The sequence below is a fragment of the Seohaeicola saemankumensis genome, assembly GCF_021021435.1.
Lineage (GTDB): Bacteria > Pseudomonadota > Alphaproteobacteria > Rhodobacterales > Rhodobacteraceae > Seohaeicola.
Genome location: NZ_JAINWI010000009.1, coordinates 230429 through 253477, shown reverse-complemented (window position 1 = coordinate 253477; position 23049 = coordinate 230429). Strand labels below are relative to the sequence as shown.

The 23049-nt window shown below is 60.8% G+C and carries 20 protein-coding genes; 5 read left to right on the top strand and 15 right to left on the bottom strand.

What is annotated here, in order from left to right; all coding sequences use genetic code 11:
• Positions 1-85 precede the first annotated feature (85 nt).
• Together K7H22_RS06485 and K7H22_RS06480 are read right to left on the bottom strand one after the other, a co-directional pair.
• Positions 86-1642, bottom strand: coding sequence for an ABC transporter substrate-binding protein (locus K7H22_RS06485; protein WP_230799915.1), 1557 nt, complete (start codon positions 1640-1642; stop codon positions 86-88).
• A 62-nt stretch (positions 1643-1704) separates the two neighbouring features.
• Positions 1705-2481: a class II aldolase/adducin family protein gene (locus tag K7H22_RS06480; RefSeq protein ID WP_230799914.1), complete on the bottom strand. Its 777-nt coding sequence runs from the start codon at positions 2479-2481 to the stop codon at positions 1705-1707.
• A gap of 375 nt (positions 2482-2856) precedes the next feature.
• Between K7H22_RS06480 and K7H22_RS06475 the strand changes: the two genes are divergently transcribed.
• The gene (locus K7H22_RS06475; protein WP_230799913.1) at positions 2857-3342 is read left to right on the top strand and encodes a DUF2383 domain-containing protein; all 486 of its coding nucleotides are present in this window, start codon (positions 2857-2859) and stop codon (positions 3340-3342) included.
• A gap of 74 nt (positions 3343-3416) precedes the next feature.
• Here the strand turns inward: K7H22_RS06475 and K7H22_RS06470 are convergent, their stop codons facing one another.
• The 11 genes from K7H22_RS06470 to K7H22_RS06420 all read right to left on the bottom strand — a co-directional run bounded on the left by K7H22_RS06470 (position 3417) and on the right by K7H22_RS06420 (position 15981).
• Complete coding sequence (locus tag K7H22_RS06470; RefSeq protein WP_230799912.1) at positions 3417-4445, bottom strand: extracellular solute-binding protein; 1029 nt, start codon at positions 4443-4445, stop codon at positions 3417-3419.
• Positions 4446-4469: 24 nt separating this feature from the next.
• On the bottom strand, positions 4470-5270 hold the full coding sequence (locus tag K7H22_RS06465; RefSeq protein ID WP_230799911.1) for an ABC transporter permease: 801 nt from the start codon (positions 5268-5270) through the stop codon (positions 4470-4472).
• The gene (locus K7H22_RS06460) at positions 5263-6177 is read right to left on the bottom strand and encodes an ABC transporter permease (protein WP_230799910.1); all 915 of its coding nucleotides are present in this window, start codon (positions 6175-6177) and stop codon (positions 5263-5265) included. The genes K7H22_RS06465 and K7H22_RS06460 overlap by 8 nt, the downstream gene beginning before the upstream one ends.
• Before the next feature lie 3 nt (positions 6178-6180).
• Entirely contained in the window at positions 6181-7287 is a 1107-nt protein-coding gene (locus tag K7H22_RS06455; protein ID WP_230799909.1) for an ABC transporter ATP-binding protein, read from the bottom strand.
• 62 nt (positions 7288-7349) lie between these two features.
• Positions 7350-9023 (bottom strand): amidohydrolase, encoded by a 1674-nt coding sequence (locus K7H22_RS06450; protein ID WP_230799908.1) that lies wholly within the window; start codon positions 9021-9023, stop codon positions 7350-7352.
• A 183-nt stretch (positions 9024-9206) separates the two neighbouring features.
• Positions 9207-10535, bottom strand: coding sequence for a TRAP transporter large permease (locus K7H22_RS06445; protein WP_230799907.1), 1329 nt, complete (start codon positions 10533-10535; stop codon positions 9207-9209).
• The gene (locus K7H22_RS06440) at positions 10532-11089 is read right to left on the bottom strand and encodes a TRAP transporter small permease subunit (protein ID WP_230799978.1); all 558 of its coding nucleotides are present in this window, start codon (positions 11087-11089) and stop codon (positions 10532-10534) included. Before K7H22_RS06440 ends, K7H22_RS06445 begins: the two co-directional genes overlap by 4 nt.
• A gap of 79 nt (positions 11090-11168) precedes the next feature.
• Complete coding sequence (locus K7H22_RS06435) at positions 11169-12224, bottom strand: C4-dicarboxylate TRAP transporter substrate-binding protein (RefSeq protein ID WP_230799906.1); 1056 nt, start codon at positions 12222-12224, stop codon at positions 11169-11171.
• A 48-nt stretch (positions 12225-12272) separates the two neighbouring features.
• Complete coding sequence (locus K7H22_RS06430) at positions 12273-14654, bottom strand: xanthine dehydrogenase family protein molybdopterin-binding subunit (protein WP_230799905.1); 2382 nt, start codon at positions 14652-14654, stop codon at positions 12273-12275.
• Positions 14651-15151 carry a (2Fe-2S)-binding protein gene (locus K7H22_RS06425; protein WP_230799904.1) on the bottom strand — a complete coding sequence of 167 codons (501 nt, stop codon included), beginning with the start codon at positions 15149-15151 and terminating at the stop codon, positions 14651-14653. The genes K7H22_RS06430 and K7H22_RS06425 overlap by 4 nt, the downstream gene beginning before the upstream one ends.
• The gene (locus K7H22_RS06420; protein ID WP_230799903.1) at positions 15148-15981 is read right to left on the bottom strand and encodes an FAD binding domain-containing protein; all 834 of its coding nucleotides are present in this window, start codon (positions 15979-15981) and stop codon (positions 15148-15150) included. Before K7H22_RS06420 ends, K7H22_RS06425 begins: the two co-directional genes overlap by 4 nt.
• 133 nt (positions 15982-16114) lie before the next feature.
• Between K7H22_RS06420 and K7H22_RS06415 the strand changes: the two genes are divergently transcribed.
• Entirely contained in the window at positions 16115-16747 is a 633-nt protein-coding gene (locus K7H22_RS06415) for a TetR/AcrR family transcriptional regulator (RefSeq protein ID WP_230799902.1), read from the top strand.
• Between the two features lie 41 nt (positions 16748-16788).
• Here the strand turns inward: K7H22_RS06415 and K7H22_RS06410 are convergent, their stop codons facing one another.
• Together K7H22_RS06410 and K7H22_RS06405 are read right to left on the bottom strand one after the other, a co-directional pair.
• Positions 16789-18771, bottom strand: coding sequence for an OmpA family protein (locus K7H22_RS06410; protein ID WP_230799901.1), 1983 nt, complete (start codon positions 18769-18771; stop codon positions 16789-16791).
• Positions 18772-18947: 176 nt separating this feature from the next.
• Positions 18948-19481, bottom strand: a complete 534-nt coding sequence (locus K7H22_RS06405) for an isochorismatase family protein (protein ID WP_230799900.1) — start codon at positions 19479-19481, stop codon at positions 18948-18950.
• Between the two features lie 166 nt (positions 19482-19647).
• Between K7H22_RS06405 and K7H22_RS06400 the strand changes: the two genes are divergently transcribed.
• From K7H22_RS06400 to K7H22_RS06390, 3 genes are read left to right on the top strand one after another with little or no spacing between them, the layout of a single operon-like run.
• A complete protein-coding gene (locus tag K7H22_RS06400; RefSeq protein WP_230799899.1) occupies positions 19648-20319 on the top strand; it encodes a paraquat-inducible protein A in 672 nt (223 codons plus the stop codon).
• Positions 20316-20960, top strand: a complete 645-nt coding sequence (locus K7H22_RS06395) for a paraquat-inducible protein A (protein WP_230799898.1) — start codon at positions 20316-20318, stop codon at positions 20958-20960. The genes K7H22_RS06400 and K7H22_RS06395 overlap by 4 nt, the downstream gene beginning before the upstream one ends.
• Complete coding sequence (locus K7H22_RS06390) at positions 20957-23047, top strand: intermembrane transport protein PqiB (protein WP_230799897.1); 2091 nt, start codon at positions 20957-20959, stop codon at positions 23045-23047. Before K7H22_RS06395 ends, K7H22_RS06390 begins: the two co-directional genes overlap by 4 nt.
• Positions 23048-23049: the final 2 nt, after the last annotated feature.

Genomic DNA, 23049 nt, shown 5'->3' with positions numbered 1-23049 from the left:
TGTCGGGTCTCCAGATATCAGCGTGCAGGGATGTGGTGCGCAAAAAGGTCAGGGCGCGGCGGTATGGCCGCGCCCTTTTGATGGATCAGCGCTCGATCCAGGCGTCGCGCAGACCGTCATTGATGCCGATACCGGTCGTCACCAGATCCTTGACATTGCAGCGGTAGATGGTGGGAAAACCAAGCTCCAGCAACCACGCAACGGGCACATCATCGACGATGGTGTCCTGGATCTGCGAATACAGTTCCTGACGCTCTTCCGCGCTGGCACTGACCGCAGCCTGTTGCCACAGCGCGTCAACCTCGGGGTTCACATAGCCCGCGACATTGTTCCAGGGCGAGCCTTTGGCGATGTTGCTCTCCACATAGGTCCGCGATACGCCAAGCGCCGGATCGCCATACTGGTAGAGATATGTGAAGGCGAGATCGAAATCCCATTCGCCCACCCGCTGGTTCCAGCCCGCCACATCAGTGGCAACCAGTTCAACGTCAAAACCGGTCTCGATCAGGTTCTGACGGGTGGCCTCGGCCCAGCGCTGCCATGTCTCGCCGTAGGGCAGGGGGAGCAGGCGGATCGTTTCGCCGTCATAGCTGGAATCTGCCAGATACTGCTTGGCTAGTTCCGGGTCATAGTCGATCGAGGGTGTGTCACTATCGTGGAAACGGGTCGAGGATGACACAGGCCCTGTCGCCAGTTTGCCCAGACCGTTCCAAAGCGCGTCCAGCGCGAACTGGCGATCCAGCGAATGCATCACGGCCTTGCGGGTGTTCTTGTCGGCCATCGGGCCTTCATGGTTGTTCATCCACATCCAGCTATGCGGACCGAAGAATTCCCAGCCCTTGTCGGTGACACAGGTGTTGTCCATCGCGGTGATGCGTGGGACGTCGAAATTCTCGACCGAACCGCCAGGCAGAACATCGACTTGGCCGGTTTCATAAGCTACCGCACGCGAGGCACCATCCGGCACGACCTGATAATATACCTCGTCCAGATATGGCTTGCCTTCCATGTAGTAGTCTTCGTTCTTGACCAGGTGGATATAGCTGCCCCGTTCCCATTCCTCGAATTTGAAGGGGCCGGTCCCGATAGGGGTGTTGTTCATCGGGTTGTTGGCGAAATCGGTGCCTTCATAGATATGCTGCGGGATCATCGGCATCGTGCCCGCCTCGAAAATCCCGAGGAACGGACCGAAGGGCTGCTTCAGAGTGAAGACTACGGTGCTGGGATCGGGCGCTTCGATCTTCTCTACATGCACCAGCGAGGCGCGCAGGCGCGGATGGGTTTCGCGCAGGAACACATCGACCGAGAACACGACGTCGGAGGAATCAAAATCTTCGCCATCGTGCCATTTCACATTGTCCTGCAAGGTGAAGGTATAGGTCAGACCATCTTCAGACACTTCCCACGATTTCGCCAGTGACGGCTGCGGCTCAAGGTTCTCGTCATAGCGCAGCAGGCTTTCGTAGATATCTCCAGCCACCATCTGGGTTGGTCCGTTCTGCACCAGACCCATCATCAGGCTGGGCGGTTCGGGCTGGATGATCAGGTTCAGTCGCCCGCCTGCTTGCGGCTCGGCAAAGGCCGGCAGGCTCAGGGCCAGCGCGATGGCTGTCGCAGTGGTGAAGGTCAAGGTTCTTCTCATTCGGAAAACTCCCGTGTTGGTTGATGGAGGGGGCGCCGAAAGGCGCCGGCATCCGGTCGGGCTTATGCTGCCAGATCCGGATAGATCTTGAGCGCGAGACGGACATAGGCCTCCCACTCGGGGTCGTGAAATTCGGGATTGCCGCGATTGCGGGTCAGCATCTCGTATTGCGCGGCAGTGTGTTCAGCCAGTTCCGCCGATACCGTGTTGGGGGTGCCGCCGCTGGACATGATCGCCAGTTGGGCGCGGCATGTCCGCTCGAGGTTATACATCAGGGCAAAAGCCTCGCCGACGGTGCCGCCACAGACCAGCAGGCCGTGGTTGCGCAGGATCATGACCTTGGCATCGCCCAGATCGGCCACCAGCCGTTCCCGCTCGGCCAGATCAAGTGCAATGCCTTCGTAATCATGGAACGCCACGCGGTTGTGGAACTGCAAGGCCCATTGGTTCAGCGGCAGGATACCTTCCTTCATCGACGAGATCGCCACCCCTGCCACGGTATGGGTATGGATCACGCAGCCCACTTCGGGGCGCGCGGCATGGACTGCACTGTGGATGGTGAAGCCTGCGTCGTTGATCCCCGCGCCAAAGCTGTCTTGCAGGATGTTGCCATCCAGATCGACTGTCACAAGGTTCGAGGCTGTCACCTCGTCAAAGCGCAGACCGAACGGGTTGATCAGAAACGCATGCTCGCCTTCGTCTTGCGGTGCGCGCGACGAGATATGCGTGAAAATGCTGTCATCCAGTTGGAAATGCGCGATCAGACGGTAGGCAACGGCCAGATCGCGTCGTTCGCGTGCAAGCCCAGCCGTGGCGAGATAAGGGGAGGAATGTTGCAAGTCGGAACCTCTTTCCTTGGACAAAGATCGCAAACCCCGCTGCCGGATGTTACCGGAAGCCCTGCCGCGTCATCGTCCGTTTTTCGGTCCTGCGCTGTCTGGGCCGCGCGCCATGCGGAACCAGCATCAGCGGTCAGGGTACACGAAGTCTAGGAGGCACGCAAATTTATGGCAAAGCGCCATACTTTGTCTCTCACTTAGTCTGAGGCTATGGATGCGCGGGAAATGCATGGAAAATCACCAAAGAAGGGGCGTTGCGGCTATGGGCCGGGCTGGGTGCAAACCTGCCTCACAAGGGCGCAGAGGGGAACCGATTGGCCGCTCAGGGGGTTGTTCTGATGACTGAGACATCCACCCACTTGAAAGGAAACCGCTATGCTGCCGCCCGAAACAGGACGCATGATACTGGACAGCGCAACAGGCGAGCCGGAAGGCAAGTCGCCCCATATTGCCGACGCTATCACCGAATTGCACACAAGAACCGTCGATGCCTTGCGCGGCTATGAAAAGATGGTCGAGAAGGCCGAGCCCGAGTTTCGTGCGATAGCGCAGAAGTTCCGTGACCTGCATGACAGCCATGCATCCGCACTGTCCCGTATCCTGATCGCTATGGGTGCACAGGTCGATGCGGACGGTTCGTTCATGGGGACGGTGAACCAGGCCGTCGTCAGCCTGCGTGCCTTCTTCGACGAGATCGACGAGGATGTTATGGACAATATCCGCAGTGGCGAGGATCATGTCCTCAAGGCGTTTGACGGGGCATTGGCCAGCGGTGCGATGCCGCAAGATCATGAGACCAGCTTGCTTGCGATGCGAGAAGAACTGCTGGCCCTTCTGGCTGCGACCCGCCACCTTGACTGATGCCACCCATGCGGCATGAAAAAAGCGGCTCAGTCTGACTGCGCCGCTTCATGGTATTCACGATCTGGCAGGATTTACTGCAACAGTTCGGTCCAGATCTGCGACTGCAAATCGTTCACGGCTTGCGGGCAAGCTTCACTGAATTTGCCCGCCGAGACCAGGTCTTCGGGGATGGTCAGTTCAGGCGCGCCTTGCATGTCCTCGGACAGGAATTCATCCGATTCCGCCACGCCGTTTGCATAGCGTGCGAAGTTCGACAGCATGGCCGCGTTTTCCGGTTCAAGAATGAAATTGATGAATTTCATCGCATTCTCGGGGTTCTGTGCATCGGCAAGAACAGCCGCATTGTCCATCCAGACCGGAAATCCGGTTTCGGGATAGCCATAGGCAACCGTGTCGCGCTGGAACCTTGCGCGCATGGTGGCGCCGTTCCAGCCGATCCCTGCGGAAAAGTCACCCGACGCGAAGTTTTCGACGGTGCTGTAATCCATCGCCTTCCAATGCGGCTTGGCCGCGACCAGCGTGTCACGGACTTTCCGCATCACCTCCATGTCCTCGGTGCAGGACTCGCCCCCCGCATGGTAAATCGCGATGGCCATCACATCGGACATTTCAGGCACGACGTTGATCTTGCCTTTCAACTCTTCCGGCGGGTTAAAGACGATATCGGCGGTGTTGATGTTGCCGTCATAGACTGCCGTATCGACGGTGATACCCGTGGTCCCCCACTGCCACGGAACCGAATATTCGCGACCCGGATCGAAAGGCACATCGGTCCATTCCGGTGCGATATTGCCGTGGTTGACAACGATGGATTTGTCGAGCGGCATCAACAGTCCCTCGTTGATCCATGTCTCCAGATAGGAATGGGTCGGCACCACGATGTCAAAGCCGTGGCCGCCCTGACGGACACGGGCCAAGGCCGTATCATTGCTGTCGAAATCGGTTACATTCACAGTGATACCGGTTTCTGCTGTAAATTTCTCTAGCATTTCGGGGCTGGTATAGTTGCCCCAGTTGTAAAGGTTCACCACGCCTTCGGCGCTTGCCAAAGAGGTTGACGCCAGCAGCGCGGCGGTCCCCAGTGCGATTGTTCTTTTCATGTAATATTCTCCCGTGTTGTGCGGTTACCCGCGTTTGCTTGTGACAAGGAAAAACAAGGTCACAATGCATAGCGACAGCGCCAGAAACAAAGTGGCGATGGCGTTCATCTCGGGGGTTACGGCGCGGCGCAACTGCCCCAGCATATAGGTTGGCAGTGTATCCTGCCCTGCCGATTTCACAAACTCGGTTATAACGACCGTATCCAGCGACACCACGAAACCCAGCATGAAACCCGCCACGATGCCGGGCACAAGAAGGGGCAGGGTGATGTAGCGGAACGCCTGAACGTGGCTGGCATAGAGGTCGGCCGCCGCCTGTTCCAGCGTGCGGTCCATCGTTTCAAGCCGTGCGCGGATCGGTAGATAGGCAAAGGGAATGCAGAAGGCGGTATGCGCCAGCACCAGATAGCCCATGCCGGTATAGCCTGTTTGCACCTTGATAAAGGCGACCACGATCAACAGCGCGATACCGGTGACGACTTCGGGCACCATCAGCGGCTGGTTGATCAGTGCATAGATGATGGTCTGCCCCTTGAACCGCGACACCCGCGTTGTCGCCAGCGCGGCCAGAGTCGCCAGAATCGTGGCAAGGCTGGAGGCGACAAGCGCCAACCAGAGCGACCGGATCGACACGTCGCGGACCTGCTGATTGTCGAACGCGGCCTCGTACCAGCGCAGCGAGAAGCCACCCCAGATCGACTGGCTCTGGTTCTCGTTGAAAGAGAAGACCACCAGAATGATGATCGGCAGATAGAGCAGCACAAAAGTCAGCAGCGCAATCGCACCAAAGCCCGGCAGGCGCGAGATCGAGAATTGCCTAGCCATCGCGCTTGTCCTCCTGACGGTTGACCGCGCGCAGATAGAGAACAAGCGCCGTGACAGTGATGATCAGCAGCACCATCGCCAGCGCCGCACCAAGGGGCCAGTTGCGGCCCTGTCCGAATTGCAGCGCGATCAGGTTGCCCAGCATCATCTTCTGCCCGCCCCCCAGCACGCGCGGCGTGACATAGGCACCGATGGAAGGGATGAAGACAAGGATAGAGCCTGCGATAAAGCCCGGCTTGACTAGCGGCAGGATCACGTGGCGCAGCACAGCAATGCGGCTGGCATAGAGGTCATATCCAGCCTCGACCAGACGGAAATCCATCTTGTCCATCGCGGCATAGAGCGGCAGCACCATCAACGGCATGAACACATAGGCCATCCCTAACAGCACCGCGAAGTCGGTGAACATCATCGGGATCGGCTCGTTGATCACGCCCATCCACATCAGGGCGGTGTTGATCGTGCCATTGTTGCGCAGCATCTCCTGAATGGCGAATGTGCGGATCAGCAGGTTTGTCCAGAAGGGAATGGTGATCAGAAACAGCCAGACCGTGCGCTGGCCAGGCGGGCGCGTTGCAATGAACCATGCCGTGGGAAAGCCAAGCACAGCGCAGATCACGGTGGTTTGCGCCGACAGCCATACCGAGCGCCACAAGACCGCCAGATGTGCTTGATTGACGGTCACATTCTCTGGGTCGAAAATATCGCGGCGCATGAAGACGCGGAACCACGCATCGGTGGAAAACTCCCAAGCCACGCCACCCATATTGCCGGGGCTGAGGAAGGAATAAAGCACCACGATCATCAGCGGGCCGGACGCCGCAAGGACCAGAACGATCAGGGCAGGTGTCGCAAGAAGCCATTTCCAGCCATGCCGTTCTTCTGTCTGGTTCGGATCGCTTGCCATCGCCTACTCCCGAATGACCTGAAGCGCGCCATCGGCAAGGGTCAGTCCGACCATTGTGCCGGGGGCAGGCGGTGCGGTATTGCCCGCGTTCTGGCGGCGCAGGGTAAAGGGGGTGCCATCCTCCAGATTTACATGTATGTGGGTATCCGTGCCGAAAAACACGCTGTTGGTAACTGTGCCTGTCAGATGTGCCTTGGCCCCGTCGCCTAGCGTCGCCTGTTCTGGTCTGACTACGACCGACACATCGTCGCCCGCAGCTGGGCGCAACCCGTCAGGCAGGCGGGCGGAATGAAGCGCGCCCCCCGGAAGGCGGACATTGACCGTTTCGGTCAGAGCCTCCACTACCTTGACCTTGAGGAAGTTGGTATCCCCGATGAAATCGGCCACGAAGCGTTCCGAAGGGCTGTTGTAGATCTCGGAGGGCGAGCCGAGTTGCAGGATACGACCGCCCGACATTACCGCGATGCGGTCCGACATGGTCAGCGCTTCTTCCTGATCATGGGTCACAAAGACAAAGGTGATGCCTGTCTCGGTTTGCAGGCGCTTCAACTCTGTCTGCATTTCCTTGCGCAATTTCAGGTCCAGCGCCGATAACGGCTCGTCGAGCAGCAGAACGCGCGGTTGCGGGGCCAAAGCGCGGGCCAGGGCCACGCGCTGTTGCTGTCCGCCCGAGATTTCCGATGGTTTGCGATCTGCCATCGCTTCCATCTGCACCAGTTTCAGCATATCCGCCGTGGTGGCCGCGACCTCATCCGCCGGACGACCCAGCATCTTGAGGCCAAAGCCGATATTCTGCGCGACGGTCATATGGGGAAACAGCGCATAGCTTTGAAAAACCGTGTTGACCGGGCGCGCATTGGGGCCAAGTCCCGCGACTTCCTGACCGTTGATCCGGACCGAGCCTTGGCTGGGCTGCTCGAACCCTGCTATGACTCGCAACAACGTTGTCTTGCCGCAACCCGATGGACCAAGCAGTGTGAAGAACTCTGCCGTGCGAATGTTCAACTCGATATCGGTCAGCGCCTTGAATGCGGCAGAGCCCTGACCGAAGACCTTGCTCAGACCGGTGATCTCGATTTCGGGCTGCGGTGTCGGCTGTGGTTCTGACACTGTGATGCCTCCGCCTGTCTGGTTGATGTATCGTGGCACCCTGGACGGGTGATGAGCAAGCTTTAAGCGGCCTCGGCCTCCGCATCCCAGACGATCTGTCCGCCGCAGATCGTTTTCTGGACTCGCATGCTGCCGATCCGGTCTTTGGGAGTCGTCTCGATATCGGCGTCAAGGATCACGACATCCGCCAGATAGCCCTGACGCAGCATGCCTTTGCGGTCCTCGGTATGTTCGGCATAAGCCCCGCCGATTGTATAGGCCGCCAGAATGTCATGCAGATCAATGCGTTCATCGCGGGCGCCGTCGAAAACGGGACGGTCCAAGGCGGCCTGAATGCCACGCAAGGGGCTGGCATCCGCGACAGGCCAGTCCGAGGCAAACACCAGCGGCACACCCGCCTCGTGCAACGAGCGGCACAGATAGGCGTCATCCCAGCGCGCCTTGCCGATCTTGTCCAGCGTGGGCTGCATGGGGAAATCCAGCGCGCCCGGCACATGGCAGGGTTGGATCGAGGCGATGATGCCGAGATCGGCCATGCGGGGAATATCGCTGCGGTCGATGAGTTCGATATGTTCGATCCGGTGGCGCGCATCGCGCGGGCCATTGACCGCGCGGGCGGCGGCATAGCCGTCGATCACGCGGCGGACGGCCCCGTCGCCGATGGCATGCACAGCAATCTGCAACCCGCGCCTGTCTGCCTCGGTCGCGGCGGCGGCGAAACTTTCGGGGCTGTGCAAGGGATCACCGCGCCAGCCGGGTGTATCGGGGTAGTCGTTGATCATTACGGCGGTGCCGCTATCCACGACACCGTCCATAAAGAATTTCACGAAACCCGAACTTAACCAGTCATCGTTGAATTCCGCGCTCATCCGGCTGGCAATCTCCAGATCGGCGGGGGTGCGGTGGTTGCGGTAGTGGAAGGGAATACGCACGCGCGCCGTCAGTTTGCCCTGATCACGCAGCGCCGCCAGAACGCGCAATGTATAGATATTGCCGTCCATATTCACCAGCGAGGTCAGACCGTGCCGCGCGCAATGTGCCAGCCCGCGCGCCATGGGGATGCAGTCGGATGCCAGATCATCCGCCGTAGGCGCAGGTTCAGGTTCGGCTCCCGTGGCGATACCCGCCGTGATCCGGTGCTCACCCGACAGGCGCATGACAGGGGCTTTGGCCTCGAACTCGCGCAACTCGCCGGTGGCCAGACCGTCATCGCCCATGACAATCTCGTTGCCGGGTGTCAGGGTGCGACCTTGCAAAATGCCTGCGGCCTCAAGCGCCGCTGTATTGGCCCATCCGGTGTGATGGTCTGCGGCCAGTAGCAGAACCGGACGGTCGGGCAGGATTGCATCCAGATCGTGCCGTGTCAGCGCGCGGCCGTAGATATCGTAGTCGCAACCCTGCCCCATGACCACAGGACAGTCGGGATTGGTCGCAGCGTAGTCGCGGATCGCGCGGCCCAAAGCCTCGGGCCCGCGCACGCCCAGCAATTGCAGATGCGCCAGTTCCGCGCCGCCCATGAACAGATGCAGATGGCTTTCGATCAGGCCGGGCAGCACGGTGGCGCCTTTAGCGTCGATGATCCGGCAGTCCGCTCCGGCTAGGGCGGCGATCTGGTCCACAGTGCCAACGGCCAGAATGCGATCCCCGGCCAGCGCGACGGCTTCGGCCCTGGGATTATTGCGATCCATCGTCAGAACGCGGCCATTGGTTATGATCAAATCAGCTTGGATTGTCATGCGAACCCCCTGCGTCCCTTCTGATCCGGCGAATCAAAGTCGCTCGTATTTTGATCAAATGGTAAGGAGCAGGTCCGCGCGGGTCTAGTTGCAAATTCCCCAATCGCGGCAAGGCACGTAATCCGGCCATGCCTGCATAGTTGTCTTGCGGTGGAATACAGAAGCAATCGGCGCGCGCTGCGCCTATAAAAACAAGGTCACTGTGGTGGGCACAAGGGCCACCAGCAAAAGGACTGCCAGCATCACAAGGATGAAGGGCAGGGTGGCCGCAAAGATCTGTTCCACCCGCACATCGGTGCGGTTCAGCGTGTTGTGCACGGTGAAAACAGATATCCCGAAGGGCGGCGTCAGCAATCCGATCTCGACCGCGATGACGGTGACGATCCCGAATTGCATCAGGTCGATACCAAGGCTTTGCGCGATGGGTGCTGCAATCGGAACCATGATCAAAAGGATCGAGGTGCTGTCAAGGATCATGCCCATCAGCAGGATGATCACGGCATAAAGAAACAGGAAGCCCAGCGGGCTGAACCCGCCGGCCTGCACCAGATCGGCAATGGCGCTGGGCAGGCCCGCGATGGACAGCATCCGCGAATAGAAGCTGGCCGCGATCAGCAACAGCAGGATCGAGACCGAGATCGTGCCCGTCTGTTTAAGCACTTCCCACATCTTCTGACGGTTCAGGCTGCGCCGCGCCAGCGCGATCAGCAGCGCGCCGAAAGCGCCAACGCCGCCTGCCTCGGTCGGGGTGAAATAGCCGCTGTAAAGCCCGCCAAGAACCAGCAGAACCAGCGCCAGAATGGGCAGAAGTTTCGACAGCATCACGCCAGGCAGCATTTTGGGGCCGTTCTTGTCCAGTCGCTTGGCGCGGGCGGCGGTCACATCGACAAAGACGAATTTCGGAACGAATAGCGCCATTAACATCAGCATGGCGACAAAGCCCAAGGCCATCAGAAGCCCCGGCACGATACCTGCGATGAACATGCCGCCGATGGATACCTCAGCCAGCACGCCATAGATGATCAGTAGCAGGCTTGGCGGAATCATCATGCCCAGAACCGAACTGCCCGCAACGGTCCCCGCCGCAAAGGCGGGCCGATAGCCGTGCCGCGTCATCTCCGGCACGGCAACTTGAGTGAACACAGCTGCCGAGGCGATGGAAACCCCTGTTACCGCGGCGAAAACCGTGTTGGCGGCCACTGTCGCGACACCCAGGCCACAGAGCATCCGGCGCAGCAATTCCTCGGCCACCTCGAATGTATCGCGCCCCACATTCGAGACACTGACCAGCAGGCCCATCAATACGAAAAGCGGGATCGTGGCGAACAGATAGTCGGCAATGCCGCTATAGACCGTCAGTTCCAGCATCCGGAAGCCAAGGTCGATATTGTCGCGGATGATCCAGATACCGATGAAGGCCACGCCGAACAGGGCATAAGCGATCTGCATGCCCAGCAGCACCAGCGCGACCAACAATACGATCAGCGCGAATCCGATGGCAAGCGTTGTCATGCGTCAGGGCTTTCGGGGCTGTTGCGGATATGGGCCGCGCGGTAGAGACAAGCAAGGCTTGCCAGCGTGGCGCCAATGATCGTGATGGCGCGGAAGGGGAATGTGGGGATGGTGAAGACGCCTTGCACGCCGAAATATTCGCCCGACGTCCAACTGCCCATCGTCTTGCCCCAAGAGGCCCAGACGATCAGGGCAAAGACCACCGTGCCGGTCAGGGCAAAGAAAAGCTCCAGCGCGTCACGGGCCAGCGGAAGCCTACCCTGGATACGGCGGATCAGGAAATCCGCGCGCGTCAGCCGGCCTTGCAGGATCGCATGGGCGGCTTGCAGAAAGACAATCGCCACGACTGAACGGCCTGCGATCTCGGCCACGCCGGTGATGGGCGCGTTCAGGAAATTGCGCCCGATCACATCGGCCACGACCAACAGCATCAGCGCCGCGATCCAGATAGTGCCGATGCCCGACAGGACTGCGGCCGATAAGGATAATACGGTTCCCACAGGGCCAGGGGCGAAACTGTCCGCAGCCGCCGCGTTGTGATCCTGCCCTGCCATAACTGCCAACGTGCCCCTTTGTCTGCAACACCCGCCCGGACTGCTCCGGACGGGTGCGGGTTATCCTGTCACTGACGGATCAGAGACCTTCGTCCCAAGCGCGCAACGGTTCTGCACCGCGCTCGCGCAGGGCCGCGAAATAGGCCTTGAGCACGGTCTTGCCCGCCTCGCCGGTCTGGTTCAGCCAAGGCTCGACGATATTGGGCAGGTTTTCAACCCATGCCGCCTTCTGATCCGCAGGCAGTTCGGTGATCTTCAGCCCTGCGGCCTGCATCTCGTCCATGGCGCGATCGGCAAGTTGCTGCACATAATCGCCGTGGGCGACCGAAGTGGCTTTGGCTGCCTCGCGGAAGGCTGCCTGCACCGGTTCGGGCAGACTATCAAAGAAGTCCTGGTTGGCCGCGATCCCGCCGAAATACATCGACCCGATACCCACGCGGGTCAGTTCCGGGGCAACCTCGTAAACCCGTGTGGGCAGGATGCCCGATGCAAAAGACAACGCACCCTCGGTCACGCCGGTTTGGATATTGGTGTAATAGGTGGTCAGGGCACCGTCCACAGGCGTGGCTCCCGTGCCCTGCAGCCAGTTGGCCGAGGTGCCCGGCGCGTTCAGCTTGCGGTTTTGCAGGTCGGCCATGCTGTTGACCGGAAAGTTGGCATAGATGTCATAGCTGTCGGTGATCAGCGAGGACAGGTGCACCATGTTGTTTTCCGACCAACTGTCGCGCAATTCGGGCAGGCTTTCGCTGAGATCGTCGAAAATCTCGATGATCATCTTGTGGTCGGGTGTGGCGAAGGGCGTGAAATAGGTCACGTTTTGCAAAGGCATATCCGAGCCTTCCCAGACCGTGCCTACCATGCCGACATCCACGATTCCGTCCATCACCGCCTCGCGGGTATCGGTGAACTTGTAAAGCGTGCCTCCATAGGCTTCGTTCCAGTTGACCTGATATTCGCCGCCCTCTGCAAGGATACGGTCCACCTCGGGCTGGAAGGTGTTTTTCATCGCATAGACCCAGATATTCGCCTCTGGATGGCTCGAGCCGATATTCACGGTGACCGATTGCTGGGCCGAGGCCCAACCGCCGGCAAAAACCGCCAGAGCGGTGGCTGTTGTGAGTGTCTGGAATTTCATATTGCTTCCTCCCTTTTGCAACGCGCCTCCCTGCGCGTTGCGGTTTCGTCAGTCTTCGATCTGTCCCATCGCGCGCAGGATGCGTTCCGGCGTGAAGGGCATGGCAGTGACCTGCGCCCCTATCGGGCGCAGCGCATCGTTGATCGCGTTCATAACGGCGGCGGGGGCACCGGCGGTGCCCGCCTCGCCCGCGCCCTTGGCACCCAGCGCGCTTTCCATCGTCGGGGTTTCGACATGGCCCACGACCATATCCGGCATTTCGGCGGCCATTGGCACCAGGTAGTCTGCCATCGAGCCATTCAGCAACTGGCCGTCCTCGTCATAGTGGATTTCCTCGAAAAGCGCGCCGCCCAAACCCTGCACGATGCCGCCCCTGATCTGCTCATCCACCAACTGCGGGTTGATGATGCGCCCGCAATCCTCGACGCACCAGTGTTTCAGCAGCTTGACCTCGCCGGTGCCGATATCCACCTCAAGATAGCTGGCCTGCACCCCGTTGGTGAACGCAAAAGGGTAATCCGAGGTGATGAAATGCCGGGTCTGCACCAGTTCGCGTGGCAGGCCCTTGGGCAGGGTGTCGCCCCTGAAATAGACGATGCGGCCCAGTTCTTCGAGCGGCATACGCGCCTCGCCAGTTGCACTGTCCACGACCTGTCCGTCACGGATATCCAGCGCCTCGACAGGGCTTTGCAGCATGGAGCCTGCCACTTCGAGGATCGACGCTTTCAGCGCCATGGCCGACTGCAACGCCGCCTCGCCGCCGATGCCAGCGCCACGCGACGCCCATGTGCCTCCGCCATAGGGTGTGACCTGCGTATCGCCCGTGATCACGCGGACCTTCGCGGGCGAAACGCCAACACCTTCTGCCACGATCTGCGACAGCATTGCCTCGGTCCCCTGACCCTGTTCGGTGACACCCGACAGCGCCACGATCGAGCCGTCAGGGTCCATCCGTACGGTGCAACCATCCTGCGCCGAGATCCGCGCGCCGCCGATGCCGTACATGAAGGGCGAAGGGTTCGTCAGTTCGATGAAGCTGGCAATCCCGATGCCGCGATGGATGCCTTTCTTTCGGAGTTCCGCCTGTTCTGCGCGCAACCCGTCATAATCCATCAGTTCCAGCAGTTTGGTCATGCTGGCGTGATGCGACAGCCCCTCGAACCGCATCTTGGCGGGGGATGTGACGGGATAGGCGTCATCGGCATACATGTTGCGCCGCCGGATCTCGACAGGGTCCATGTCCAGCGCGGCTGCCGCCATATCGACCAGACCTTCGGTCACGGCTACAGCGATGGGATGACCCACGGCGCGGTACTGGCAGGTCGGCGTCTTGTTCTGGAACACCACGGATGTCTGCGCGCGGTAATGCGCGAAATCATAGGGTCCGCCGCAGAGGTTCACGACCTGATTGCCCTCGATCGCCGAGGTGCGGGGATAGACGGAATAGGCACCGATGGCGGTCCAGTCGTCGATATCCATGGCGAGGATCTTGCCATCCTTGTCGACAGCAATCCTGCCACCGATCTCGTGGTCGCGGGCATGGATATCGGTCGTGAAGCTTTCCAGACGGTCTGCCACGAATTTGATGGGCCGCGCCATGATTTTGGCAATCGCCGCTGTTGCGACCTCGTCCGGATAGACATGCACCTTGATCCCGTAGGACCCGCCCACATCGTCACAGATCACGCGCACACGGCCTTCGGGCAGGTCCAGATGTTTGGCAAGGACCGTCTGCATCATATGGGGGGCTTGGGTCGCATGCCACGCGGTCATCTGTGCCTCGGCGGGGTTCCAGTCAACAAGGATCGAACGCGGCTCCAGCGTCACACCGGTATGGCGCGCTGTCTTGAAACGCGCCTCGACAACCTTGTGGGCTTTGGCGAATGCGGCGTCGACATCGCCTTCCTCGTGCAGGCGACGGAAGGCAAGATTGTCACCCATATCGGGATGCAGCACAGGGGTATCCGTGTCCAGCGCGCTCATCATATCCGTGACAGCGGGCAGGGGGGTATAATCCACCTCGACCAGCGCTGCGGCTTCCTCGGCGGCGGCGCGGGTGTTGGCGACCACGGCGACTACAGGATCACCGACCCAGCAGGCGCGGTCCACGGCAAGCGCGTGTTGCGGCGGGGATTTCAGACCTTTGAGATGCGCCAGAACCGCGACCCAAGGCGTGCAGACCTTGGCCAAATCAGCGCCGGTAAAGACACGCAGCACGCCTTTGACTGCCATTGCCTCGACCGTATTGATGGAGCCGATACCGGCATGGGCATAGGGGCTACGGACAAAGACCACATGCGCCATGCGCGGCAGCACGATATCGTCCACGTATTTGCCGCGCCCCTGCACCAGACGTGGCGCGTTCGGGCGCGGGACGGTCTTGCCGATATAGCTGTTGGGGCGGTCGGGATTGCCGAAAGAAATGGTCATGCCGTTTCCTTTCCCGCGCGGGCCTTTGCGACGCCTTCCACCGCGTCAATGATCGCCTCGTAGCCAGTACAGCGGCAGTAGTTGCCCGACAGATGCTCGCGGATCGTGGCGCGGTCGGGGATGCCGCCCTGCTCCAGCAGGTCCATGGCCGATGCCAGCATCCCGGGGGTGCAATAGCCGCATTGCAGGGCATTGCGGGCCACGAAGGCATCCTGCAGATCGCGGATCACACCGGACTCGGTCAGCCCTTCCAGCGTCCAGACCTCGGCCCCGTCAGCCTGTGCCGCAAGCATCAGACAGCCGCGCACGGCTTGGCCATCGACATGGATTGTGCATGCGCCGCAAACGCCGTGTTCGCATCCGGAATGGGCGCCGGTCAGCCCCAGATCAAGGCGTAGAAAGTCAATCATGTGGCGGCTTGCAGGCACACGGGCCTCGACTGCTTCTCCGTTGACGGTCAGAGCAATGTCGATCCGGTCGCGAAATGCCTCGGTCATGCGGGTTCTCCTGTTATTTCCGCCATGGCGCGGGTCAGCAGCACACCGGCCAGGTGCCGGCGATAGGCGGCGCTTGCTTGTGTATCGCCTGTCGGGTCAATCTCGGCGCGCAGGGCGCTGACGGCCCCCACGATATCGCCTGCATCCAGACGTTCCATTGCCGCTAAGGCCAGCAGGGGGCGGGGGCCGACGCTGAAGGCGGACAGGCGGTGCCCGGCGGCGCGTTTGACCAGACACAACCCCGCCAGCGCGTAATCACCGGAACGCCGTGCGGTCTCGCGCAGAAGATGTTTTTCACTTGCCTCTGCCAAGGGCAGAGTGATCGCGGTCAGGATCACGCCATCTTCAAGGGCGGTCTCGAAGACATCGACGAAGAAATCTTCGGCTGGAATGTCGCGTGTGCCATCCGGCCCTTGCACATGGATCATGCCGCCCAATGCCAGTACGCAGGCGGGAAACTCGGCTGCGGGATCGGCATGGGCCAGCGCACCGCCGATGGTGCCACGATTGCGAATCGCGGCATGGGCAATATGCCCTGCTGCTTGCGTCAGCAGGGGGGCGTGTTCAGCAATCAGCGGGTCGGTCTCGATTTCGGCATGGCGGGTCAGTGCGCCGATCCGCAAGCGGTTTTCTTCCACGGTCACACCGCGCAAATCGGCGATTCGCGAGATATCGACCAGCATGTCACCCGTGCTCAGGCGCATGTTCATGGCGGCAATCAGGCTTTGTCCACCAGCCAGAACGCGTCCCATCCCGTCAGCGCCAGCCAGCAGATCCAATGCATGCTGCACGTCCGTTGCCCGAGCATAGCCGCCCGCCATCGCCTTCATCCGAAACCCTCCCTTCAGGTGCCCGCTCCCCCAGGCTTGTTGATCGTTTGATCAACCCTATTGATCGGATGATCTATTAATTGCATTATTTTGCAAGTGGTATTTTTTGGGCTTCTGGCATTAAGGAAGATGCATGGATCAGATAACGCCTACACTTGCCGTCGCCACGGAACCTGTTGAACGCAGGCGCCTGCCGCCCGAAGAACGCCGCCGTCAGATTGTCGAGGGCGCGGTCACATTCTTTGCCGATGTCGGTCTGGATGGTAAAACGCGTGATCTGGCCAAGCGCCTGGGGATCACGCAATCGCTGCTGTTCAACTATTTCGCCAACAAGGCCGAGATCATCGAGGCGGTCTATGCCCATGTCTATCTGGACCGTCTGTCCGAGGACTGGCCGCGCCGCCTGACGGATCGCAGCGTTCCGCTGCGCGAACGTTTGCTGACCTTTTACAGCGAGTATAGCGAGCTGATCTTTGAGTATGAATGGATGCGGATTTTCATGTTCTCCGGTTTGGCTGGGGCGGAACTGAACCGCCGTTACCTGAAACATATGGGGACGGTGATTCTGCTGCCGCTTCTGGAAGAGATCCGCGCCGAGGCCCCACAGGAGGTGTCGCCCGAGATGGAGGATATCTGGAACCTTCATGGCGGGATCGTCTATATCGGCATCCGCCGCCATATCTATCAGGTGCCGACGCCCGAAGATCCGAGCCGCGCGATTGAACGCGCGGTGGACCGTTTTCTGCAATCCTTCGGACTGGTCTGACCGGCCCGCCTTTGCGATGGGCAGGGATGTTCAATTGCTGATTAGCGCTGGGCGATCAGGGTTGTGATCCGGCGCACACCGACCCGGCGGTTCTGACGCTCGGAGTCCAAGGTGCGGATCTTGAGGAAGCGTTCCCCGAAGCCCTGTACCACCATGTTTTCCGGCGGCACGTCGAAATACTCGGTCAGTGCGAGCGCCACGCTTTCGGCCCGACGGTCGGACAGCAGCAGGTTCGAGGAGGCGCTGCCGACCGCGTCTGTATAGCCTTCGACAAGGAACACCTCGCGCGGATCGTCGCGGATCATCTGGCGCATCAGCAGCCCGATCTCGCGCAGGCCCTCGGCCTCGGAGGGGTCGATAGCCGCAGATCCGGTACGGAAGGTGACATCGTCAATGCTGATCTGAGGGGCCAGTTCCCGCACCTCGACGATCTCGCGTACCTGACGCAAGCTGAATGTCCGGCCCAGATCGCGCTCTTCAAGGTCGCGCAGGGCGGCGCGCAGGGCATCGCGGTCGGTCCCTTGGAAATTCATCCGCGTGGCCGGAGGCAGGGTCGTGACGTTGACCGGCTCGACCGTTGTTGTGTCGTCGATCAACAGAGTCTCGCGGCCATCCTGATCGAAAAGCGACCGGCGCAGAACGCGGCCATAGGAATCGCGGATCGTCACAATGCGGGTGCCATTGTCGCGCGTGACCGTGCTGGTGGTTGAGCCATCATCAAACCGGCGCGTCTCGACGGTCGATCCGGGCTGGCGGATCAAGGCGTCGTCATCCTTGAGAACCTGAAACCGGCCAGAATTGTCCTCGACAATCACACGGTCACCGGATGTTGCGGCGACCCGTTGATTGTTCTGGATCAGCGCCCCGACCGCAAGCGCACCAAGCGCCAGCAGTCCGCCTTTTTCCAGTGTCGAGAGGCCGCGATCATCGTTGCGCTCTACCTCGGCGGCACGTGTTTCGAATTCCTGATCGCTGCTGCGGGTGTCTTCGGTGGTGATCACTTCGGTCGTAGTTTCAGCTTCGGCCTCGGCTGTGCCTTCGGCGTTTCCGTCTTCAGATTGTGCGGTGACCGCCGCAAGGGATTGCGCCTCTTCCTGCTCGGCGATGATTTCCGCGTCCTTCTGGGCCGAGGCTTCGGCCTCGTTCGCGGCGGCTTCGTCCACATCGGCAAGGGCCTCGGCGTTGGCTGCATCCTCGCCTTGGGCGGTGTCGGCCTCTACTTCCGCTTCCGCTTCCGCTTGTGCTTCCGCTTCCGCTTGTGCTTCCGCTTCCGCTTCCGCTTGTGCTTGTGCTTCCACTTCCGCGGCCTGCTCAGTTTCAGCCTCAGCCTCAGCCTCTGATTCTGCTTTAGCAATTTCCTGCGCGGCAATACGGGCAGTTTCCTCGGCTTGTGCGGCCGCATCCGGCTCTGCTTGCGATGTCGTCTCAGCTTCGGCCTCAACTTCAACCGCTTCGGCGGCCTCTGCCTCAGCGGCAATCCGCGCGGCCTCGTCAGCCTCCGCTTGCGCGGCTTCCTCGGCTGCGGCCTCTGCGGCTTGTGCTTCTGCTTGTGCTTCTGCTTCTGCTTCTGCTTCCGCTTCGGCCTGCGCCGCCGCTTCCGCTTCGGCCTGCGCCGCCGCTTCCGCCTCGGCCTGCGCCGCATCATTTGCCTGCAGAGCAGCCTCGAGTTCCGCCTCTGCAATAGCTGCTGTCAACAGGCCGATCCGTTCCTCAGCGCTCAGCGCGGCTGTCAATTCATCTTCGGGCGGGCGGACTTCTGCATCGGCAAGACCGAATTCCAGAAGAGATTCCAGTTCGGCCCGCATCATCTCCACATCACAACGCCCTGTGTCGACCTGCCCGTCAGTAAAGCAGGTCGGCGCTTCGGATTGCGCAAGAAGCAGGCGCTCAACGCCGTTCACTTCGCCGGATTGTTGTGATGAGCTAACATTCAGCGCACGAACTTGCGACATTGCGGGAAAAGGCTGGATCAAGGAAATCACCAGAATACTGGCGGTTGTGGCTCTGAGAGTTCTGCGTGTCATGTCTTGGCCTTTTCAGTCTGGCTGCGGGATACCCTGTAGTCGCGGCGCGACCGGAGCGGATAGTGTTATCGACCATAACGCCGCAAACGCACAATCCGTTCCGTCACATTGCCGTGTATCGAGAAAGTGGTGGCCTGCCGCTTCTGCTGCTCTACCGAATAGCCAACCTGCCAAGACTACCGGATCAGTGGAAGCAAACTTTTGAAAGCCGGATGGGTGGCACTGCCCAGCCATTCGAACAGAACCATTTCGGTGGTCACGATCTCGGCCCCGTGGCGTTGCATTCTTTCCAGCCCAGCCATGCGGTTTTGCGCGCTGCGCGATCCGGTGGCATCGGCGACCACATAGACCTCGCGCCCGCGTGCTAACAGACCCAGAGCGGTTTGCAGCACACAGACATGCGTTTCGCATCCGCACACAACCAGCGCCGCGTCCCCGTCCAACGCCGCCGAGATCGCAGGATCGCGCAGGCTGTCAAAGCTCATCTTGGTCATCGCCTCATCTGCGTCGATCTTTAGTGCGTCAACCGTGCAGCCAAGACCTTGCGGATTTTGCTCGGTCACATGGCGCGGAATACCCAGCACCTCGGCAGCGCGCAGCAGGCGTGCAGCATTGGCAATCCGCAGATCGCCGTCTTCAATGGCAGGCATCAACCGCGTCTGGAAGTCGATCATCAGCAGGGCGGAGCGTTCAGGATCGATTGTCAGCATGGTATATTCCGTGATCTGAGACGGCACGCGCCGACCTGCGCCGAAAGTCCGCAAAGCCTTGATCATCTTCAGGCAAATGGCAAGCGCCCGCCGATCTGCCGTGTACTTCTCACGTTTTTGTCAGCGGCGGGTTGCATATGTCGCGCGCGACATAGAAAATGCGACAATGGTTGATGTGTCTGAACCCACGGTTGCAATGAGCCGGACTGCCCCGACGGACGGACTTGATCCGGACCGGCTGATTGCTTGTCCGACATGCGATGCTCTGCAGCGGGATATGCCCGTGCCAGCAGGGGCGAATGCGCGTTGCCATCGGTGCGGCACGATCCTGATGGCCCCGCGCGAGGGGGCGATGACGCGGATCGTGATGCTGGCTGCGACCGCGCTGGTGCTGATGGTGGCGGCCGTTTTCTTTCCGTTTCTGGAGATCAGCGCCGGTGGCATGGTGCGCCGCTCGTCCTTGTTGGACGCGGTGCTGGCCTTTTCGACAGGCATGATGTTGCCGCTGACTTTTGCGGTGGCCGCGCTGATCATCGTTCTGCCGGTGATCCGGTTGAGCACGATTGTCTATGCGCTGGCTCCCATGGCGCTGGGCTGGCATCCTGCCAAACACGCTGTTGCGGCCTTCCGCGTGGCGCAGGCTCTCAGGCCTTGGGCGATGGCCGAGATCTTTATCGTCGGTGTCTCGGTCGCGCTGGTCAAGGTTGCGGGTCTGGCGAAACTGTCCTTCGGTCCGGCCTTCTGGACCTTTGCCGTTCTGGTTCTGGTGACCGTTCTGAGCGACAATTACATGTGCCGTCTGACGGTGTGGAAAACACTGGAAGAGCGGCGCAAATGAGCGAGGCGCACAGCCAACCTGCGCTGACAGCACGACAGGCGGGCCTGGTCGGATGTCATAGTTGCGGGCGGGTGCACGAGATGGGCACAACCCATTGCACCCGTTGCGGCGTGGTGCTGCACAGCCGCATGCCGGGCAGTCTGCAAAAGGTCTGGGCGTGGCTTTTCGCAGGTATGGTTGTCTATATCCCCGCGAATATCTATCCCATGTTGCTGACAACCAGCCTGGGACATACCAGCGAAAGCACGATCATCGGCGGCGTGATCGAACTGGTCGAATACGGCTCGATCGGGGTTGCGCTGATTGTCTTTGTGGCCAGTGTTCTGATACCCGTGGGCAAATTCGTCGCCATCGGCTATCTTGCTCTGGTTGTGCGTCCGGGATCGCGGATGACGCGGGGCAGCGGGTTGCATGGTCGCCAGCGCCTGTTTGAAGTGGTCGAGTTTATTGGCCGTTGGTCGATGATCGACGTTTTCGTAGTGGCTATCCTGTCGGCACTTGTGCAACTGGATTTTGCGGCAACTATCAATCCAGGCATTGCTGCTGTGAGTTTTTCGTTATCGGTTGCCTTCACCATGCTGGCAGCGCAAAGTTTTGATCCCCGTCTGATCTGGGACGCAGAGGAGACACAGGCCGCATGAGCACGCAGACCCCAGCCGAAATGCAGATTGATGCGCCCAAGCGGTCTTTCTGGCGCAATCTGTCTGTGATCTGGCTGGTGCCGGTTGTGGCCATTGTCGTCTCGCTCGGGATCGCGTGGCAAAGCTTTGCGGCGCGTGGAGTGATCGTGCAGATCACTTTCGAGAATGCCGCAGGCGTAACGCCCGGCGAGACCTCCATCAGGTTCCGGGACGTGGTGATCGGCGCGGTCGAGGATGTCAGTTTCAGCCCCGATCTGACCGAGGTTGTCGTGACGGCCGCGATTGACAGGGATGTCGCGGATACCTTGCCAGAGGACGCGCGCTTCTGGGTTGTGCAGCCCGAGGTCAGCGCCCGTGGTATCACGGGTCTGTCCACCGTGCTGTCTGGGGTCTATATCGAGGCGTCGTTCAAGCCTGAACCGGGTGCCGGAGCGCGCAGTTTCACAGGCTCAACTTCAGGACCGCTTGTGCGTGACGGGCAGCAGGGCACCCGCATCACCATGCGCACGCGTGAGGCCAATCGTGTGTCGGAGGGTGCGCCGATCCTGTTTCGCGGGATCGAGGTCGGCCATATCGAGGAGCCGCGCCTGATCCTGTCGGGCGAGAGTGTTGTCTTTGACGCCTTCATCGAGGCGCCGCATGACCGGCGCCTGACCACGGCAACGCGATTCTGGGATACGTCCGGTTTTTCGGTGTCGTTCGGGGCCAGCGGGCTATCGCTGAATGTGGGCAACCTTGCGGCCCTTGTGACCGGCGGGATCGCCTTTGATACGGTCTTCTCGGGCGGCGAGCCTTTGAACCCCGGCTATGTCTTCGACCTGTTTCCGGATGAAGCCTCGGCGCGGCAAAGCCTGTTCCGCAGCGTGGGGGCCAATGCGGTCGAGATGAGTATCGAATTCGACGGTTCGGTGAACGGGTTGGAAGTCGGCGCTGCCGTGCAGTATCGCGGGTTGCGCGTAGGCGAGGTGCGCGCCATCGGCGCGGTTCTGGCCGAAGATGCGGACAGCCCCCAAGTCAGGTTGCTGACCACCGTTGCACTGGACCCGCAAGCAATCGGCTTGCCCGCCGAGGCGGGGGAAGACCGGTTGCTGGAATTTCTCGAAGATGCCGTGGCACAGGGCCTGCGTGCGCGGCTTGCAACGTCAAGCCTGTTCAGCGCGGCGCTGGTGATCGAACTGGCGGAACTATCCGCTGACGAGGTGGCGCCTGCCGAAATCGCGCGGCGCGAGAACGGCATGGCCATTCTGCCCTCGATCCCGTCGGACCTGCCGGATTTCACCGCGACAGCCGAAGGCGTGCTGGAACGGATCAATTCTCTGCCGGTGGAGGAGTTGATGAACCAGGCCATTCGCGTGATGGCCTCGATCGAGTTGGTGGTGTCTTCCGAAGGTACACGCGCGGCCCCCGATGCGGCGCTGGCCCTGATCGAGGATATCCGTGGCCTTGTCGGGGGCGAGGATGCACAGGCCCTGCCCGGAGAGTTGCGTAGCGGGTTGGCAGAATTGCGCGGTGTCATCGCCGAATTGCGTCTGCGCGAGGCGATGGATCGTTTGCTGGAAGTGGTAGAAAGCGTTGATACTGTTGCTGCGAATACAGCGACAGCCTCGGCAGAATTCCCGGCGCTGGTCGAGGATCTGCGCGCCCTCGTGGATCGGGCCAGCGGTGTCGAGGTAGAGGAGCTTGCCGCTGCCGCAACGCGCGTCCTGAACAGCGCGGACAGCCTGATCGGGTCCGACGGCATGCGCGATCTCCCCCCCGCCCTGAGCAGCGCCCTGACCGAGGTACAACAGGTTCTGGCCACGCTGCGCGAAGGCGATGCGGTCGAGAATGTGAACCGGACACTGGCGTCCGCCCGTTCGGCTGCGGATTCTGTCGCGCAGGCGATGGAAAGCCTGCCTGCCCTGTCGCAAAGGCTGGACCGGTTGGTCGGACAGGCTGACGCGCTGATCGCCTCTTACGGGGCGCGGTCGGATTTCAACACGGAAGCGATGCAGGTGATGCGCGAGTTCCGCGATACAGCCCGCGCGGTCACGCAATTGGCGCGCGCCATCGAACGCAATCCCAATTCTCTTTTGATCGGACGTTAACC